This is a genomic window from Curtobacterium guangdongense (assembly GCF_049341845.1).
Lineage (GTDB): Bacteria > Actinomycetota > Actinomycetes > Actinomycetales > Microbacteriaceae > Curtobacterium > Curtobacterium guangdongense.
Map to the genome: position 1 here is coordinate 98175 of NZ_JBMPIT010000010.1, position 14954 is coordinate 113128.

General features: G+C 69.3%; 16 protein-coding genes and 1 tRNA gene. 9 read left to right on the plus strand and 8 right to left on the minus strand.

Annotated elements, in window-relative coordinates; genetic code table 11:
- Positions 1-8 precede the first annotated feature (8 nt).
- From ACO0E1_RS16050 to ACO0E1_RS16070, 5 genes are all read left to right on the plus strand, one after another.
- Positions 9-1778, plus strand: coding sequence for a helicase-associated domain-containing protein (locus ACO0E1_RS16050; protein ID WP_422875086.1), 1770 nt, complete (start codon positions 9-11; stop codon positions 1776-1778).
- Between the two features lie 30 nt (positions 1779-1808).
- Complete coding sequence (locus ACO0E1_RS16055; protein WP_422875087.1) at positions 1809-3518, plus strand: DNA repair helicase XPB; 1710 nt, start codon at positions 1809-1811, stop codon at positions 3516-3518.
- A gap of 22 nt (positions 3519-3540) precedes the next feature.
- The gene (locus ACO0E1_RS16060; RefSeq protein WP_056120555.1) at positions 3541-4236 is read left to right on the plus strand and encodes a response regulator transcription factor; all 696 of its coding nucleotides are present in this window, start codon (positions 3541-3543) and stop codon (positions 4234-4236) included.
- Between the two features lie 120 nt (positions 4237-4356).
- Positions 4357-6054, plus strand: coding sequence for a sensor histidine kinase (locus tag ACO0E1_RS16065; RefSeq protein ID WP_422875088.1), 1698 nt, complete (start codon positions 4357-4359; stop codon positions 6052-6054).
- Between the two features lie 313 nt (positions 6055-6367).
- A complete protein-coding gene (locus tag ACO0E1_RS16070; protein WP_422875089.1) occupies positions 6368-7162 on the plus strand; it encodes a hypothetical protein in 795 nt (264 codons plus the stop codon).
- Positions 7163-7309: 147 nt separating this feature from the next.
- Here ACO0E1_RS16070 and groL read toward each other — a convergent pair whose 3' ends face one another.
- The 6 genes from groL to ACO0E1_RS16100 form a co-directional block, all read right to left on the minus strand.
- Positions 7310-8932 carry a chaperonin GroEL gene (gene groL / locus ACO0E1_RS16075; RefSeq protein WP_422875090.1) on the minus strand — a complete coding sequence of 541 codons (1623 nt, stop codon included), beginning with the start codon at positions 8930-8932 and terminating at the stop codon, positions 7310-7312.
- A gap of 204 nt (positions 8933-9136) precedes the next feature.
- Positions 9137-9340, minus strand: a complete 204-nt coding sequence (locus ACO0E1_RS16080; protein ID WP_022903461.1) for a cold-shock protein — start codon at positions 9338-9340, stop codon at positions 9137-9139.
- 238 nt (positions 9341-9578) lie between these two features.
- The gene (locus tag ACO0E1_RS16085) at positions 9579-10169 is read right to left on the minus strand and encodes a LytR C-terminal domain-containing protein (RefSeq protein WP_422875091.1); all 591 of its coding nucleotides are present in this window, start codon (positions 10167-10169) and stop codon (positions 9579-9581) included.
- Positions 10166-10462 carry a DUF3263 domain-containing protein gene (locus ACO0E1_RS16090; RefSeq protein ID WP_402727139.1) on the minus strand — a complete coding sequence of 99 codons (297 nt, stop codon included), beginning with the start codon at positions 10460-10462 and terminating at the stop codon, positions 10166-10168. The genes ACO0E1_RS16085 and ACO0E1_RS16090 overlap by 4 nt, the downstream gene beginning before the upstream one ends.
- A gap of 106 nt (positions 10463-10568) precedes the next feature.
- On the minus strand, positions 10569-11549 hold the full coding sequence (locus ACO0E1_RS16095) for a DUF2332 family protein (RefSeq protein ID WP_422875092.1): 981 nt from the start codon (positions 11547-11549) through the stop codon (positions 10569-10571).
- Positions 11546-12013 (minus strand): GNAT family N-acetyltransferase, encoded by a 468-nt coding sequence (locus ACO0E1_RS16100; RefSeq protein WP_422875093.1) that lies wholly within the window; start codon positions 12011-12013, stop codon positions 11546-11548. Before ACO0E1_RS16100 ends, ACO0E1_RS16095 begins: the two co-directional genes overlap by 4 nt.
- A gap of 58 nt (positions 12014-12071) precedes the next feature.
- Here ACO0E1_RS16100 and msrB point away from each other — a divergent pair, with 58 nt between their 5' ends.
- From msrB to ACO0E1_RS16120, 4 genes are all read left to right on the plus strand, one after another.
- A complete protein-coding gene (gene msrB / locus ACO0E1_RS16105; protein WP_281265856.1) occupies positions 12072-12476 on the plus strand; it encodes a peptide-methionine (R)-S-oxide reductase MsrB in 405 nt (134 codons plus the stop codon).
- A gap of 37 nt (positions 12477-12513) precedes the next feature.
- Positions 12514-12589, plus strand: a tRNA-Thr gene (locus tag ACO0E1_RS16110).
- Positions 12590-12793: 204 nt separating this feature from the next.
- A complete protein-coding gene (locus ACO0E1_RS16115; RefSeq protein ID WP_422875094.1) occupies positions 12794-12979 on the plus strand; it encodes a hypothetical protein in 186 nt (61 codons plus the stop codon).
- 151 nt (positions 12980-13130) lie between these two features.
- Positions 13131-13481, plus strand: a complete 351-nt coding sequence (locus tag ACO0E1_RS16120; protein ID WP_422875095.1) for a hypothetical protein — start codon at positions 13131-13133, stop codon at positions 13479-13481.
- Here ACO0E1_RS16120 and ACO0E1_RS16125 read toward each other — a convergent pair.
- Positions 13436-13669 carry a hypothetical protein gene (locus ACO0E1_RS16125; RefSeq protein WP_422875096.1) on the minus strand — a complete coding sequence of 78 codons (234 nt, stop codon included), beginning with the start codon at positions 13667-13669 and terminating at the stop codon, positions 13436-13438. The genes ACO0E1_RS16120 and ACO0E1_RS16125 overlap by 46 nt on opposite strands.
- 222 nt (positions 13670-13891) lie before the next feature.
- Positions 13892-14923, minus strand: coding sequence for an aldo/keto reductase (locus ACO0E1_RS16130; protein ID WP_422875097.1), 1032 nt, complete (start codon positions 14921-14923; stop codon positions 13892-13894).
- Positions 14924-14954 lie beyond the last annotated feature (31 nt).

A 14954-nucleotide genomic window follows, 5' to 3' on the forward strand; every position in this document is an offset into this window, starting at 1 on the left:
AGAGGACGATGACGACCACCGCCGACCTGGCCGCCCGGTTGCGGGCGATGCCGGACGACGACCTCGAACGGCTCATCGTCGCGCGCGAGCTCCCGACCGCGGTCCTCGGCGAGACCGGCCCGCAGAGCGTCACGGACTTCTTCGACCTCGCGGAGGCGTTCCGCGCCGACGCCGCGGTCGACGCCGCCGTCGAACGACTCCCCCGACGCACCCTCGTCGCACTCCGCGACGGCGCGGCCGGTCCCGACCTGGCCCCGGCGATCGCACTCGCCCTGGCAGCCGAGGACGGCAGGGTCGACGACGCGGTCGCGGCACGCGTGGCCGCCCACCCCGATCTCGTGGGTCTGATGGGAGGCCCAGTGCCCGTCCGCCCCGCGGGCTCCGGCACGGAGACGGCCGGGTCCACCACCGCGCGCACCACCGGCGCGGAGCACGCGTTCGCCACGATGACGATGCTCGCGGAACTCCTCCGCGCGGTCGACGACGGCGGAGTCCGTGAACTCGTCAAGGGCGGCATCGGCTCACCGCTCGCGCGTGCCCTCGCCGAGCGTTCCGGCGCCGACCCGGACGTCGTCCCCGGACGGCTCGAGCTGCTCGAACGCATCCGCTTCACCAGCACCGCCGACGGCGCCTGGTCCCTGACCGACGACGGGCTGGGCTGGTTGACGACGTCCTGGGCGGGTCGCTGGGCCGGGCTCGTCGCGCGCTGGCACGAGGGGCTCGACCCCGCAGTGGGCGAGGTCATCGCGGTGGCGGACGGCGACTGGCGCGACCTGGTGTCCCTCGGCCGCTGGGCCTACCCGGCCGGCGCGCGGTGGCTCGACGCCGTCCTGCTCGACGTCGCCGGCACGGCCGCTGCGCTGGGCGTGACGGTCGACGGCGTCGTGACGGACACCGGGCGCGTCCTGCTCGGCGACGACCGGGCAGCGGCCGAGCGTACAGCCGAGGCCGACCTGCCCGCCACGGTCGAGGGGGTGTACCTCCAGCACGACCTGACGATCATCGCGCCGGGACCGCTCGCGCCGGTGGACGACGCCGAACTCCGCACCGTCGCCGACCTCGAGGCGCCGGGGCTCGCGGCGCGGTACCGCGTCTCGGAGGACTCGCTCCGCCGAGCGCTCCGGTCGGGCAGCTCCCGGCAGCAGGTCGTCGACCTCTTCGGACGCATCGGACTGACCGGTGTCCCACAGCCGCTGGCGTACCTCGTCGACCAGGTCGCCGCCCGGGACGGCAGCATCGTCGTCGACCGGCAGGGCGACGGTGTCGGCACCGTCGTCCGCGGCACCGCCGACCAGCTCGACCTCATCGGCGTGGACGCCGAGCTGCGCCAGCTGGCGTGGGAGCGTCCGGACCTGACCACCCTCGTCTCCCGCTACCCGGCCCACGTGGTGCACGCAGCGCTGGAGGACCAGCGCTACCCGGCCGTGCTGCAACCCGGCGCTCGCCCCGAGACGCGCCACGAGCCTCCAGGCCGGCGCCGGACCGTCGGCCGGTCCCCGGAAGCCGCGGCCAGGGGGGTCGTCGAGCGGCTCCGGCTGACGACCCAGCGGGGCGACGCCGAGCCGGAGCAGGAGTGGCTGGGGCGGCAGATCGACCTCGCCGTCCGCGGCCGCACGCCGATCCGCGTGGTCGTCCGGATGCCGGACGGCAGCGAGCGCCCGTTCTCGATCGTGCCGACCTCGGTCGCCGCCGGACGCATCCGCGGGAAGGACATCGCGGCCGACGTCGAACGCACCCTGCCGTTGTCGCTCGTCGTGTCCGTCGACAGCGAAGCCTGACCCAGGCGTGCTCGGCTAGGCTAGAAGGTCATGAACGGACCGCTGATCGTCCAGAGCGACCGCACGGTACTGCTCGAGGTCGCGCACCCCGACGCCGAGGACGCGCGCCACGAGCTCGCCGTCTTCGCCGAGCTCGAGCGCGCGCCGGAACACGTGCACACCTACCGCATCACGCGCCTCGGGCTGTGGAACGCGCGCGCCGCCGGGCACGACGCCGAGTCCATGATCGACACGCTCGAGCGCTTCGCGAAGTTCCCGGTGCCGCAGAGCGTCACCGTGGACATCCGTGACACCGTCTCCCGCTACGGACGGCTCGTGATCCGTCGTGAGGACCCCGCGGACGCGCCGGTCATCGCGAACTCCCCCGGCGAGGAACTCGAGCGGCAGCCGACCCTCCTGCTCACGGCGACCGACCCGACGGTCCTCGCCGAGGTGGTCCGCTCGAAGCGCATCAAGCCGCTGCTCGGCGACAAGCGCTCGGACACCGCCATCGAGCTGCAGCAGTGGGCCCGCGGGCAGGTCAAGCAGGAGCTCGTGAAGATCGGCTGGCCGGCGGAGGACCTCGCCGGGTACACACCGGGCCAGCCGCACGCCATCGACCTCGACACCTCGTCATGGAGTCTCCGCCCGTACCAGGAAGACGCCGTGGGCAGCTTCTTCGCCCAGGGATCCGGTGTCGTCGTGCTGCCCTGTGGTGCCGGCAAGACCCTCGTGGGCGCCGGGGCGATGGCGACCGTCAAGGCCACGACGCTCATCCTCGTGACGAACACCGTGTCCGCCCGGCAGTGGCGGTCCGAGCTGCTGCGCCGGACGAGCCTGACCGAGGACGAGATCGGCGAGTACTCCGGCAGCGTGAAGGAGATCCGGCCGGTCACGATCGCGACGTACCAGATCCTCACCGCGCGCCGGAAGGGCGAGTACACGCACCTGTCGCTCCTCGACGCGCTCGACTGGGGCCTCGTGGTCTACGACGAGGTGCACCTGCTGCCGGCGCCGGTCTTCAAGCTGACCGCCGACCTGCAGGCCCGACGACGCCTGGGCCTCACCGCCACCCTGGTACGCGAGGACGGCCGCGAAGGCGACGTGTTCTCCCTCATCGGCCCGAAGCGGTACGACGCACCGTGGAAGGAGATCGAGGCCCAGGGCTACATCTCGCCCGCTTCGTGCTTCGAAGTACGGATCGACCTGCCGCACGAGGACCGGCTCGAGTACGCGGCGTCCGGCGACGACGAGCGCTACCGGCTCGCGGCGACGACCCCGGCGAAGACCCCGGTGGTGCGCTCGCTCATCGAGCAGCACCGCGGTGAGCAGATCCTCGTGATCGGGCAGTACATCGACCAGCTCGACTCGTTGGCCGCGTCGCTCGACGCCGCCGAGATCACCGGCGCGACGCCCATCGACGAGCGGGAGCGGCTGTTCCAGGCGTTCCGGACCGGTGCGATCGACGTGCTCGTCGTGTCGAAGGTCGCGAACTTCTCGGTCGACCTGCCCGACGCCACGGTGGCCATCCAGATCTCGGGGTCGTTCGGGTCGCGGCAGGAAGAGGCGCAGCGACTCGGGCGACTCCTGCGGCCGAACAAGGACGGGCTGCCCGCGTCGTTCTACACGCTCGTGACACGGGACACGGTGGACCAGGACTTCGCGCAGAACCGGCAGCGGTTCCTCGCGGAGCAGGGGTACTCGTACACGATCCTCGACGCCGACCAGGTGACGTCTGCTTCGCTCTCAGGAAACGTTTAGCCAACGGTCAGAGGATGGGGTCATGACCGATGGCCCCAAGATCCTGATCGTCGACGACGAGCCGAACATCCGCGATCTCCTCACGACCTCGCTCCGCTTCGCCGGGTTCGCCGTGCGTGCGGTGGGGAACGGCGCACAGGCGATCTCCGCCGTGCTCGAGGAAGAGCCGGACCTGATCATCCTCGACGTCATGCTCCCCGACATGAACGGGTTCGGCGTCACCAAGCGCCTCCGCTCCTCCGGGTACACCTCGCCGATCCTGTTCCTCACGGCGAAGGACGACACCGAGGACAAGATCACCGGCCTCACCGTCGGCGGCGACGACTACGTCACGAAGCCGTTCTCGCTCGACGAGATCGTCGCGCGCATCAAGGCGATCCTCCGTCGCACGATGAACGACGAAGAAGACGCGATCATCCGCGCCGGCGAGCTCACGATGGACCAGGACACGCACGAGGTCACCATCGGCGACGCGCAGATCGAGCTCTCCCCCACCGAGTTCAAGCTGCTCCGCTACCTCATGCTGAACCCCAACCGCGTGCTGTCGAAGGCGCAGATCCTCGACCACGTGTGGGAGTACGACTTCAACGGGGACGCCGGCATCGTCGAGTCCTACATCTCGTACCTGCGTCGGAAGCTCGACCAGTACTCGACCGAGCCGATCATCCAGACCAAGCGTGGATTCGGCTACATGCTGAAGGCGTCCAAGGCCTCCTGAGGTCCTGGTCTCCGGTTTCTCCGGGGTCTTCTCGGTGTCTTTTCGGGGTCGTCAGACCTGGTCGTTCTCACGGCGCTCGTCCGGTTTCGCCGGACGGGCGCCGTCTACCGTTGAGGCAGCATGCACTCCAGAATGAACCGCTGGTGGGACGGCATCTCCCTGCGCACCAAGATCACCGGGATCACGGTGCTCCTGGTCGCGCTCGGGCTGCTCGTCGCCGGCCTCGGCACCATGACTGTGCTGTCGACGTACCTGGTCTCGCGCCTGGACAACCAGGTCACGACGACGACGTCGCAGCTCGAGGGGCAGAACATCAGCGACGGTGAGCAGTACTGCAAGCTCACCATGGTGCTGGAGAAGAGCTCGTACGTCGCCGCCTACGACGGGGACGGCAAGCAGATCTGCGACACCCAGTCGACGTCGCAGCCGGACATCTCGTCGGTGAACTTCTCCGCGGCGACGAAGGCGAACACCCCGTTCAGCCTCTACGACAAGCAGCACAACCACGAGTGGCGCGCGCAGGTCATCCCCGCGAACCTGCAGAACCTGTCCACCGGCGCCACCGAGACCGGGTACGTCCTCGTCGCCGTCTCCAGCGCGGACACCGACCAGACCATCGCGCGGTTCACCGTCATCTTCCTGGGCTTCGGCATCTCGGTGATCCTGCTCGGGGCAATGCTCACCCGGCTCCTCGTGACCGCCACCTTCGACCCGCTGCGCGACGTCGAGGACACCGCCGCCCGGTTCGCCGCGGGTGACTTCAACCAGCGTCTCGAGGACGACACCCCGAACACCGAGGTCGGCCGACTCAACCGCTCGTTGAACGCGATGCTCGAGCGGATCGACAGCGCGTTCGAGGACCGTCAGCGCACCATCGACCAGATGCGCCGGTTCGTCGGGGACGCCTCGCACGAACTCCGCACGCCGCTGGTGTCCCTCCGCGGGTACGCCGAGCTGTACCGGATGGGGGCGCTCCGCAAGGAAGAGGACGTCGCTCAAGCGATGGGCCGCATCGAGAAAGAGGCCCAGCGCATGGGGCTCCTCGTGCAGGACCTCCTCCAGCTCGCACGCATCGACGAGTCGAAGCCGCTCGAGCTCGGCCCCGTCGACCTCGTCGCCATCGCCCGCGACTCGGCGCTCGACACCATGGCGTCGAATCCCGACCGCGAGATCCAGGTGCTCGTCGAGGACGTCCCGCAGGCCGTGCGCGCACCCTCCGCGTTCGGCCCGGCCGCGGTCTCCCCGTCGTCGGATTCCGCTCCGGTGTCGCCGTCCGCCAACACCACCGGTCCGATCGCGTTCTCCCGTCAGACGCTCGCACGACTCCGCGCACGCCGGAACCGCGCGATGAACCTGGACGCACCGCCCACGGACGAGACGACGCCGCTGCCCACCGTCGTCATGCCGAAGCGTCCGCCGATCGTCCTGGCGGAGGAGAACAAGATCCGGCAGGTCGTGACGAACCTGATGGGCAACGCCATGCGGTTCACCGAGCACGACGACCCGATCGAGATCGGCATCGGCGTGGATGACGACCGTGGGATGGCGCACATCGACGTCATCGACCACGGCGAGGGCATCCCGCCACAGCTCCGCGACAAGATCTTCCAGCGCTTCTGGCGTGCGGACACCTCTCGCGCTCGGGACACCGGCGGATCGGGGCTCGGCCTCGCGATCGTGTCCGGGATCGTCGCCGCGCACCAGGGTTCGGTGGAGGTCATCGACACCGAGGGCGGTGGTGCCACCTTCCGCATCTGGCTCCCCCTGCTCCCCCGCGACTACACCCCGCCCGCCCCGGAGTCCCCCGCCGCGTCCTGACGCCCGGGCGCTCCGCGCCCCGCGCCCGGCCTCCCGTGAGATCGCAGTTCGTGTCGGAACGGCGGCCCTGACACCGACACGAACTGCGATCTCACGGGAAGCGCAAGCCCTCCACGAGGCAGGATCGCCCCTGCCCGTCCACGACATCACGGGTGCAGTGTCGGGAGCAGCGCTCGATCGACACGCTGGCCAGATGCCTCGATCACCAACGCCATTGCCCGCAGCACTGTCCCGTACGCCGTTCACCGTCGCATCAGCGGTCGCACAGGGGGTCGACCGCGAGCGACTTCGTCGTGCAGACCTCTCCACGCCAATGCGCGGCACACGCCTGCCCGCGGATCGTTCGGAGTTCGTCGACGTGGTGATGGCACTCGGTCTGGTGTTGCGACCGGACCAGCAGCTCAGCCACGTGAGTGCGGCACAGCTCTGGGACTGTCCGCTCCCTCGACGCTGGACGGCGTCCGTCCGACCGATCCACGTCACGACGATCGGCCGAGGGCCTGTTCTCCGGCGGGACGGCGTCGTCGGGCATCGAGTGGCGGCCGACCGCAGCGCCACGACGACGCGCTACGGTATCCGCACCAGCACCCCGGCTGCCTTCTGGTACGAATGCCGGACGTTGCTGAGCGTGCGTGAGCTCGTCGTACTCGGTGATCACATCGTCGGTATCGGCAGGCTGGCGTCGGTCCAACACCTGCGCCAGACGCTCCACCCCGGGGACCGCGGCGCAGTGGCGGCCCGAGCTGCTCTCGAGTACATCCGACCGGGTTCCGAGTCACCGATGGAGTCGGTCGTCCGTCTCATCGTCGTCGACGCCGGCTTCCCGCCACCCGAGTTGAACGTGGATGTCCGGGACGAATCCGGCCGGTTCATCGGTCGCGTCGACATGGCCTGGGTGGGGCTCCGCATCGCGATCGAGTACGACGGAGACCACCACCGGACCGACAGGAACGCCTTCCAGCGCGACAGAGCGAGGGGGAACGACTTCACCGTCGAGGACTGGCTGACCATCCACGTCACGGCGACCGACGTCGGCCGTCCCACCCGCTTCCTCGAGCGACTCCGCCGCGCGTTCGCGATCCGTCACGGGGGCTTCCAGACGCCGTGAGATCGCAGTTGGTGGCGGTTCGCCGTGGCGCGATGCGACACGGAATGCGATCTCACGCGCCAAGGCGCCCCCGCCCGCCCACGCCCCCGCCCCAGCACGCGGAAGGCCCCCGCACGCGCAGCGTGCGGGGGCCTTCGGAACGACGGACTAGAAGTCCATGCCACCCGTCGGGTCGCCGGCCGGAGCAGCAGGGGTGCGCTCGGGCTTGTCGGCGACGACGGCCTCGGTCGTGAGGAACAGACCGGCGATCGACGCGGCGTTCTGCAGCGCCGAGCGGGTCACCTTGGCCGGGTCGATGATGCCGGCGGCGATCAGGTCGACGTACTCACCGGTCGCGGCGTTGAGTCCCCAACCCGACTCGAGCTCGCGGACACGAGCGGCGACGACGCCCGGCTCCATGCCGGCGTTGAGTGCGATCTGCTTGAGCGGCGCGTCGATCGCCACGCGGACGATGTTCGCACCGGTCGCCTCGTCACCCTCGAGCGAGAGGGAGTCGAGCGCCACGGCCCCGGCCTGGATCAGGGCGACGCCACCACCGGCGACGATGCCCTCTTCGACGGCTGCCTTCGCGTTGCGGACGGCGTCCTCGATGCGGTGCTTGCGCTCCTTGAGCTCGACCTCGGTCGCGGCACCCGCCTTGATGACGGCAACGCCACCGGCGAGCTTCGCGAGGCGCTCCTGGAGCTTCTCGCGGTCGTAGTCGGAGTCGGTCGCCTCGATCTCGGAGCGGATCTGACGGACGCGGCCGGCGATCTGCTCCTCGTCGCCAGCACCCTCGACGATGGTGGTCTCGTCCTTGGTGATGATGACCTTGCGGGCCTTGCCGAGCAGGTCGAGCGTGGCGTTCTCGAGCTTGAGGCCGACTTCTTCCGAGATGACCTGGCCGCCGGTGAGGATCGCGATGTCCTGCAGCATGGCCTTGCGACGGTCGCCGAAGCCCGGTGCCTTGACGGCGACGGACTTGAAGATGCCGCGGATCTTGTTCACGACGAGGGTCGCGAGCGCTTCGCCGTCGACGTCCTCGGCGATGATCAGGAGCTGCTTGCCCGCCTGGATCACCTTGTCGACGACCGGCAGGAGGTCCTTGATGTTCGAGATCTTCGAGTTGACGATCAGGATGTAGGCGTCCTCGAAGACGGCTTCCTGACGCTCGGGGTCGGTGACGAAGTACTGCGACAGGTAGCCCTTGTCGAAGCGCATGCCCTCGGTGAGCTCGAGCTCGGTGCCGAAGGTGTTCGACTCCTCGACGGTGACGACGCCTTCCTTGCCCACCTTGTCGATGGCCTCGGCGATGAGCGCGCCGATCGTCGGGTCCGCGGCGGAGATCGACGCGGTGGCGGCGATCTGGTCCTTGGTCTCGATGTCCTTGGCGTTCGCGAGCAGCTGGTCCGAGACGGCCGCGACGGCCTTCTCGATGCCGCGCTTCAGCGAGACGGGGTCGGCACCGGCGGCGACGTTGCGGAGGCCTTCGCGGACGAGGGCCTGGGCGAGCACGGTCGCGGTGGTCGTACCGTCACCGGCGACGTCGTCGGTCTTCTTGGCGACCTCCTTGACGAGCTCCGCACCGATCTTCTCGTACGGGTCGTCGAGCTCGATCTCCTTGGCGATGGAGACACCGTCGTTCGTGATCGTGGGGGCGCCCCACTTCTTCTCGAGGACGACGTTGCGGCCGCGCGGGCCGAGCGTCACCTTCACGGCGTCAGCCAGCTGGTTCAGGCCGCGCTCGAGGCCACGGCGGGCCTCCTCGTCGAAAGCAATGATCTTAGCCATGTGAGTTTCTCGTCCCTCCCGGACGTCGTGGGGGTCTTCCGGCACGCGGCGTGAGCCCGTGCGCTTGGCACTCAGTACGACCGAGTGCCAACCCGATTCTGGCACTCGCCCCCTGGGAGTGCAACACACACGACGACACCGGCACCCCACACGAACGAACGCGCCGCCCCCGACGGGACGACGCGTTCGCGAGTGGTTCGGCGACTAGGCCGGACGCACCGACTCGGCCTGCGGGCCCTTGGACCCCGTGCCGACGTCGAACGTCACTGCCTGACCCTCTTCGAGGACCTTGTAGCCACTCATGTCGATGGCTGAGTAGTGGACGAACACGTCCTGGCCCCCTCCATCGACGGTGATGAAGCCGAAGCCCTTTTCAGCGTTGAACCACTTGACGGTTCCGTTGGCCATGATCTGTTGCTCCCTGCGGTACTGCTGTTGCGATCGACGGCACCGTCGGGAGGCGCCGCGGGTCCGAGTCCCGGGCTTTCCTGGCGTGCGTACCGAGGTGCGACGACATTCCGATCACGGGGTGACCACTTGTGACTCTAATCAGGAAGCGCGATTCGGCAAGAGGTGTGACGCGTATTTCATGCCGATTCCGCCGGAACTCAACGTGCCGGAAACACAGTTGTTACAAAAGGCAGACTCAACCGCTGAAGTCAGCACCGAGCACGACACTGATGTCGGCATTCGGGAACGCCGCGGACTGCTCCACCGCGGTGACGCCGAGGGACTGCGCGATCCCCTTCGCGAGCGCGGCCTGCGACTCCTGCTGGTAGTACACGATCGTCGACGCGGTCCCGGTCGAACCGGCGTTCCCGCTCGAGGTCACCTTCCACCCCGCGGCGGTCAGCTTCGACGTGCCCGAGGCAGCGAGCCCGGGCGTCGACGTGCCGTTCAAGACGACGAGCGTCGTGCTGCCCTGGTCCGACGGCGACGCCGCGGCGGCCTCCGACGACGAAGACGACGAGGAACCGTCAGACGGCGCCGAGGACGACGACGACGAAGCGGACGACGACGCTGACGCCGACGGCGAGGACGACGAATCGTCGGTGAACGAGAAGCTGCTGTTCAGGAGCGCGAGGACGAGCACTCCGATGCCGACCAGCACACCGGTCGCGAGCGCCGCCCACGCGAACGCGACCCAGCCGCGTCCACGCCGGTGCATGCCGCGGTGCGCACCGACACGCGGCCCGTCGGTCACGTCGTCGAAGCGGTCATGGGGGAATCTCGTCATCGTTCCTCTTCGGTTCCGGTGGCGGTCGCCGGCTGGACGAAGCTGCGGTTCGCCCGCGCGCTGGTCCGCGCACGACGCAGTCGCTGCAGTCGCCCGACGAGCTGCGGGTCGTACGCCAGCGCCGCCGGGGAGTCGATCACCCGGTTGAGCACCTGGTAGTAGCGCGCCGGCGACATGTCGAACTCGACCCGGATCTCGGCTTCCTTCGTCCGGTCGTGCCGCGCACGCTCGTGCTCGAAGGCGAGCACGTGCTTGGCGAGCTCGCTGAGCTCGTCCGCGGGGATGGTGGTCACGACGGTCCGATCACATTCGGGTAACGGGTCTCGCACATCGTAGGGGTGCCGTCGATGTCGACCCTGGCATGGCGCTGGACTGTCGCGGAATCGGCCGCCGACCCTCTCAGAACCAGCGGATCGCCGTGCCGAACGCGTCGGAGACCGCGACCGCGACGCCGTCGACCGACAGGGTCGCGAACGCTCCGGGAGCCGCGGCGTCGACGTCGGGCGGCAGTGTCGACGCGACACCCGTCAGGATGCCGGTCCGCTCGAGGGCGATCCAGCGCACGCCACGTTCGACGACGCGGTCGACGAACCGTTGCCGCTCGGCTCCCGGGACGTAGACCAGGGTGCCGGTGGTCAGCACGACCGGCTCGCAGTCGTCCGGCAGCAGGTCGAGCGCGCGGTCCAGGTCGTCCGGCACGCGGCCGGCGACCCGGACGGGAGGCACGGCGAGCGTCGCACGCGCCGCCGCACGCATCAGGGCGGTACGGTCCAGAGCCTCCGGCGGCACCGCCTCCACCAACCGGTCGAACGCGTGGGGCGCGGCGAGGTCGATCGGGTTGGGGTCGAGGGCGACGCGCGCCGCGATCCGGATCGGCGCCGTGGCCGGCGCCGGGACCGCTCCCGACGCGTCCGCGACGAGGGACACCGACGGCTCCTCGGGTGCGGTGTGCATCCGCACCGTCCCGTCAGGCGTGCGGTAGTCGAGCGTCACACGGTCGGGGATCGAGCACAGCCCGGCGGATGCGCCGACGTCGACGAGACCGATCGGCCGCGAGACGGACGCGGCGAGCGCCGAGAACAGCGGGACGACCGGACCGAGCCGCCGCGGGTCGTTCGCCTGCACCGTGGCGGAGGCGAGGGCCGCGACGAGCGTGGGGCGAGCCTCCCGTCCGAGGGCGCCGAGCGCTCCCGGATCCGACGGATCCGCGCCCAACCGACGTGCGACCGCGAACAGCAGCTCCGGTTGCCGCTGGGTCGCCGGGACCTCGTCGAGGAGCCCGACCAGGTGGTCGTCGAGCGACCGTGCCCACGCGGCGTAGGACGGCGAGACCGGGGCGATCCGGTCCGCGTACGCGGCGTAGCGGGCTCGGGTGCTCACCCGCGGTACATCCCGAGGTGGCGGATGCCGGCCTCCACGTACGGTTCACCGAACCGCACGAACCCGTGCCGTTCGTAGAGTGCCGCGACGTACTCCTGCGCGTGCAGGACGAACGGTTCGTGACCGTGGGCCTCGAGCACCGCTGCGACCAGCCGTCCCGCGATCCCGGCGCCGCGGTGGTCCGGGTGCGTCGCGACACGACCGATCACCCACGCGGGGGCTGCCGTGCCCGCCGGGTGCACCTCACTGGACGCCGGACGGATCAGCCGGAGGTACCCGACCGCTTCGACGTCGGTTCCGAACCACCAGTGCTCGGTCTCGGGTTCGCGGTCGCGGCCGTCGAAGTCCTCGTCCGAGACGCGTTGCTCGAGTGCGAACACGCGATTCCGCAACCGGACGATGCCGTACAGTTCGTCCGTCGTCAGACGGTCCCACGAGGCGCGTTGCACGGAATGCTCGGACACCCGGGCGAGTTTACTGACAGTGGCTGCATCCCTGAAGCCAGAAGCAGGAGGCACATCAATGGCTTACAACGTCGAGAAGTCCGACGCCGAGTGGCGCGAGGAACTCTCCCCCGAGCAGTACGCCGTCCTCCGGCAGGCCGGCACCGAGCGCCCCTGGACGGGTGAACTCCTGGACGAGGAACGCGCCGGGATCTACACCTGTGCGGCGTGTGGCGCCGAGCTGTTCAAGAGCGGCACGAAGTTCGACTCCGGCTGCGGCTGGCCGTCGTTCTACGAGTCGGTGAACCCGGAGGCCGTGACCCTGATCGAGGACAACTCCCTCGGCATGGCGCGCACCGAGGTCCGTTGCGCGAACTGCGGCTCGCACCTCGGGCACGTGTTCCCCGACGGCTTCGGCACGCCGACCGGCGACCGGTACTGCATGAACTCGCTCTCGCTGAACTTCTCGGAGCAGAGCGAATGAGTCACCGACGCGCTCACCGGTAAGATGATGCGCGTCAGCCGGCATGGCGCAATTGGTAGCGCACCGTACTTGTAATACGGGGGTTGCGGGTTCAAGTCCCGCTGCCGGCCCCAGAACTCGCCTCTAGGTGTAGCCAAGAGTGTAGCCATCGGTGGTGACCACCCCAGATCGGGGCACCTTGATCGGGGCTCACAAAGCCTGCCGCCTCCGTATCCCGGGAGTTCTGACGCACGCGGACTCGAGCTCTGCGCAGGACACGCAGCCGACCCGCGCTCGGATGACACCCTTTCGACGAACGTTGGTCTACCATCACATTCATGCTCCCCAACCTGACCCTTGTTCGCCCGGAGGCGACCAGTCAGGACGTCGGCAGCGACGGACTGACGGACGACGAGCGCTCGGCTTACGCAGCCGACTATCACGCGACCATCGCCCGCAAGACGCTCAAGGCGGTCGAGAAGGATGTCATCGAGCGTTGGCTCGCGTCGCGTGGAGCCGTCTAGCCTTTCCTGGCAAGGCGCGGGTCCCGAGCACCTAGCCGCGTTACAGGGGTTCACGTGTGCCGATCCCCCGAGGGCTCACTGGGATCGCATCCGACGTGAGCAGTTGCATCCGCGCCAGTGGCAGCTCTCCGTACAGTCAGCCGTTCGCAGCATGACTCCGCCCCTCCCGCCCGACGAAAACGCACTCCTCGCTTTCGCCGGCAACCATCTTGCTGGCTTGTCGCGGTTCGGATGGACGGACGGAGGTGAGCAGTTGCTCGTGATGACTGTCGCCCGGGACGTGCGGTACAAGGGCGAGGGGCTTGGCCTCCTTGTCCTCGAGCAAACGCTCACTCTCCTGCGCAACGCTCGTGATGCCGCGGGCAGTGGCTGTGGTGCGTTCGCCCGGATCGATCACCGCAACGACTCGAGCAAGCACATGTTCGAGGCCGCCGGATTCGTCTACCTCGAGGACGACTACGAAGAGCCGAATCTTGAGTACTGGATGCACGACCTGCTCTGACGAGTGTCGGCGTGGAAGATCGGATGAGCGTGCACTTCAGCTGCTCCGTCGATGCCGAACTCGGCGAGCGCCGACACGACCCCCTGGATGCGAGTCGCGATCTCCCGGGTCTGCAGCGCATCCGCGACGACGGCGCCGAATCTGTACAGGTCGTCCTTGAACGACTCGTCGACGAGGCGCAGCAGCACACTGGAATGCTGCCGTACACCGACGATCGGGGTCGAGCCCCGACGGAGCGAGAGCCCCGGCGACCGTGTCGCTCGGGGCTCTCGGCGTGTGTGGAACACGGATCAGGGGTGTTCCTCATCGCTCGGCACGGTAACCAGCCGTCCGTACCGGGATGATGACACCTCACCCGATCGCCCGTCCAGACTCGCTGAGCGACCTCGCGGGTTCCCGCAACCTCCCGCTCAGCGACCGCCGCGGATCTTGCGCTCCCGCTGTGCGACACCGGCGGTGCCGTAGGGGTAGTCGTCGATCCGCGGGGCACTCGCATCCGTCAGCGCCTGCAGTTCGTCGTCGGTGAGGACGAGGTCGGCCGCACCGAGGTTGTCCTCGAGCTGCGACACCGTCCGAGCGCCGAGGATGACGCTCGTGACCGCCGGGCGGGCGAGGAGCCACGCGAGCGCGACCTGCGAGCGCGATGCACCGTGCGCATCGGCCACACCGGAGAGCACGTCGAGCACCTCCCACGTCCGCTCGTCGCCGTTCCGGGCCTCCCACGCCTCCATGCCGCGCTCCGGGTTCTCGCCGAGGCGGGTCGACCCCGTCGGGGCCTCGTCGCGCTGGTACTTGCCGGAGAGCCAGCCACCGGCGAGCGGCGACCACGGCAGCAGTCCGATGCCGGCGTCGAGGCACGCGGGGACGACCTCGTGCTCGATGTCGCGGACGAGCAGGTTATACTGCGGCTGCAGGGTGACCGGCGGCGCGAAGTGGTGGGCGCGGGCCTCGTACACGGCCTTCGTGACCTGGTACCCGAGGTAGTTCGAGAAGCCGTACGAGCCGATCTTGCCCGCGGACACGGCGTCGTCGAGGAAGCGCAGGGTCTCCTCGATCGGGGTCAGGGCGTCCCACGCGTGCATCTGGTACAGGTCGATGTGGTCGACGCCGAGCCGCTCGAGGGAGGCGTCGAGCGCGACCCGGAGGTGCCGCCGCGACAGCCCGAGGTCGTTCGGACCGTCGCCCTGCGGGAAGCGCCCCTTCGTCGCGATGACGACCTGCTGCGCTTCGGTCGGGTGGGCCGCGAGCCACCGGCCGATGATGCGCTCCGACTCGTTGCCGGAGTACACGTCCGCCGTGTCGACGAGCGTGCCGCCGGCCGCGACGAAGGCGTCGATCATCGCGTGCGAGGTGGGTTCGTCGGCTTCGCTGCCGAACGTCATGGTGCCGAGGGTCAGGGTGGACACCGCTGTCCCGCTGTTCCCGAGGAGTCTGTATTCCATGCGGCGGACGTTACGCCGCGTCGCCGCCAGG

Coding starts and splice junctions, on each gene's coding strand:
- ACO0E1_RS16085 (WP_422875091.1), bottom strand. CDS start 10,169: ATGACGAGATTCCCCCATGACCGCTTCGACGACGTGACCGACGGGCCG.
- ACO0E1_RS16060 (WP_056120555.1), top strand. CDS start 3,541: ATGACCGATGGCCCCAAGATCCTGATCGTCGACGACGAGCCGAACATC.
- ACO0E1_RS16065 (WP_422875088.1), top strand. CDS start 4,357: ATGCACTCCAGAATGAACCGCTGGTGGGACGGCATCTCCCTGCGCACC.
- msrB (WP_281265856.1), top strand. CDS start 12,072: ATGGCTTACAACGTCGAGAAGTCCGACGCCGAGTGGCGCGAGGAACTC.
- ACO0E1_RS16120 (WP_422875095.1), top strand. CDS start 13,131: ATGACTCCGCCCCTCCCGCCCGACGAAAACGCACTCCTCGCTTTCGCC.
- ACO0E1_RS16055 (WP_422875087.1), top strand. CDS start 1,809: ATGAACGGACCGCTGATCGTCCAGAGCGACCGCACGGTACTGCTCGAG.
- ACO0E1_RS16050 (WP_422875086.1), top strand. CDS start 9: ATGACGACCACCGCCGACCTGGCCGCCCGGTTGCGGGCGATGCCGGAC.
- groL (WP_422875090.1), bottom strand. CDS start 8,932: ATGGCTAAGATCATTGCTTTCGACGAGGAGGCCCGCCGTGGCCTCGAG.
- ACO0E1_RS16070 (WP_422875089.1), top strand. CDS start 6,368: ATGCGCGGCACACGCCTGCCCGCGGATCGTTCGGAGTTCGTCGACGTG.
- ACO0E1_RS16080 (WP_022903461.1), bottom strand. CDS start 9,340: ATGGCCAACGGAACCGTCAAGTGGTTCAACGCTGAAAAGGGCTTCGGC.
- ACO0E1_RS16115 (WP_422875094.1), top strand. CDS start 12,794: ATGCTCCCCAACCTGACCCTTGTTCGCCCGGAGGCGACCAGTCAGGAC.
- ACO0E1_RS16130 (WP_422875097.1), bottom strand. CDS start 14,923: ATGGAATACAGACTCCTCGGGAACAGCGGGACAGCGGTGTCCACCCTG.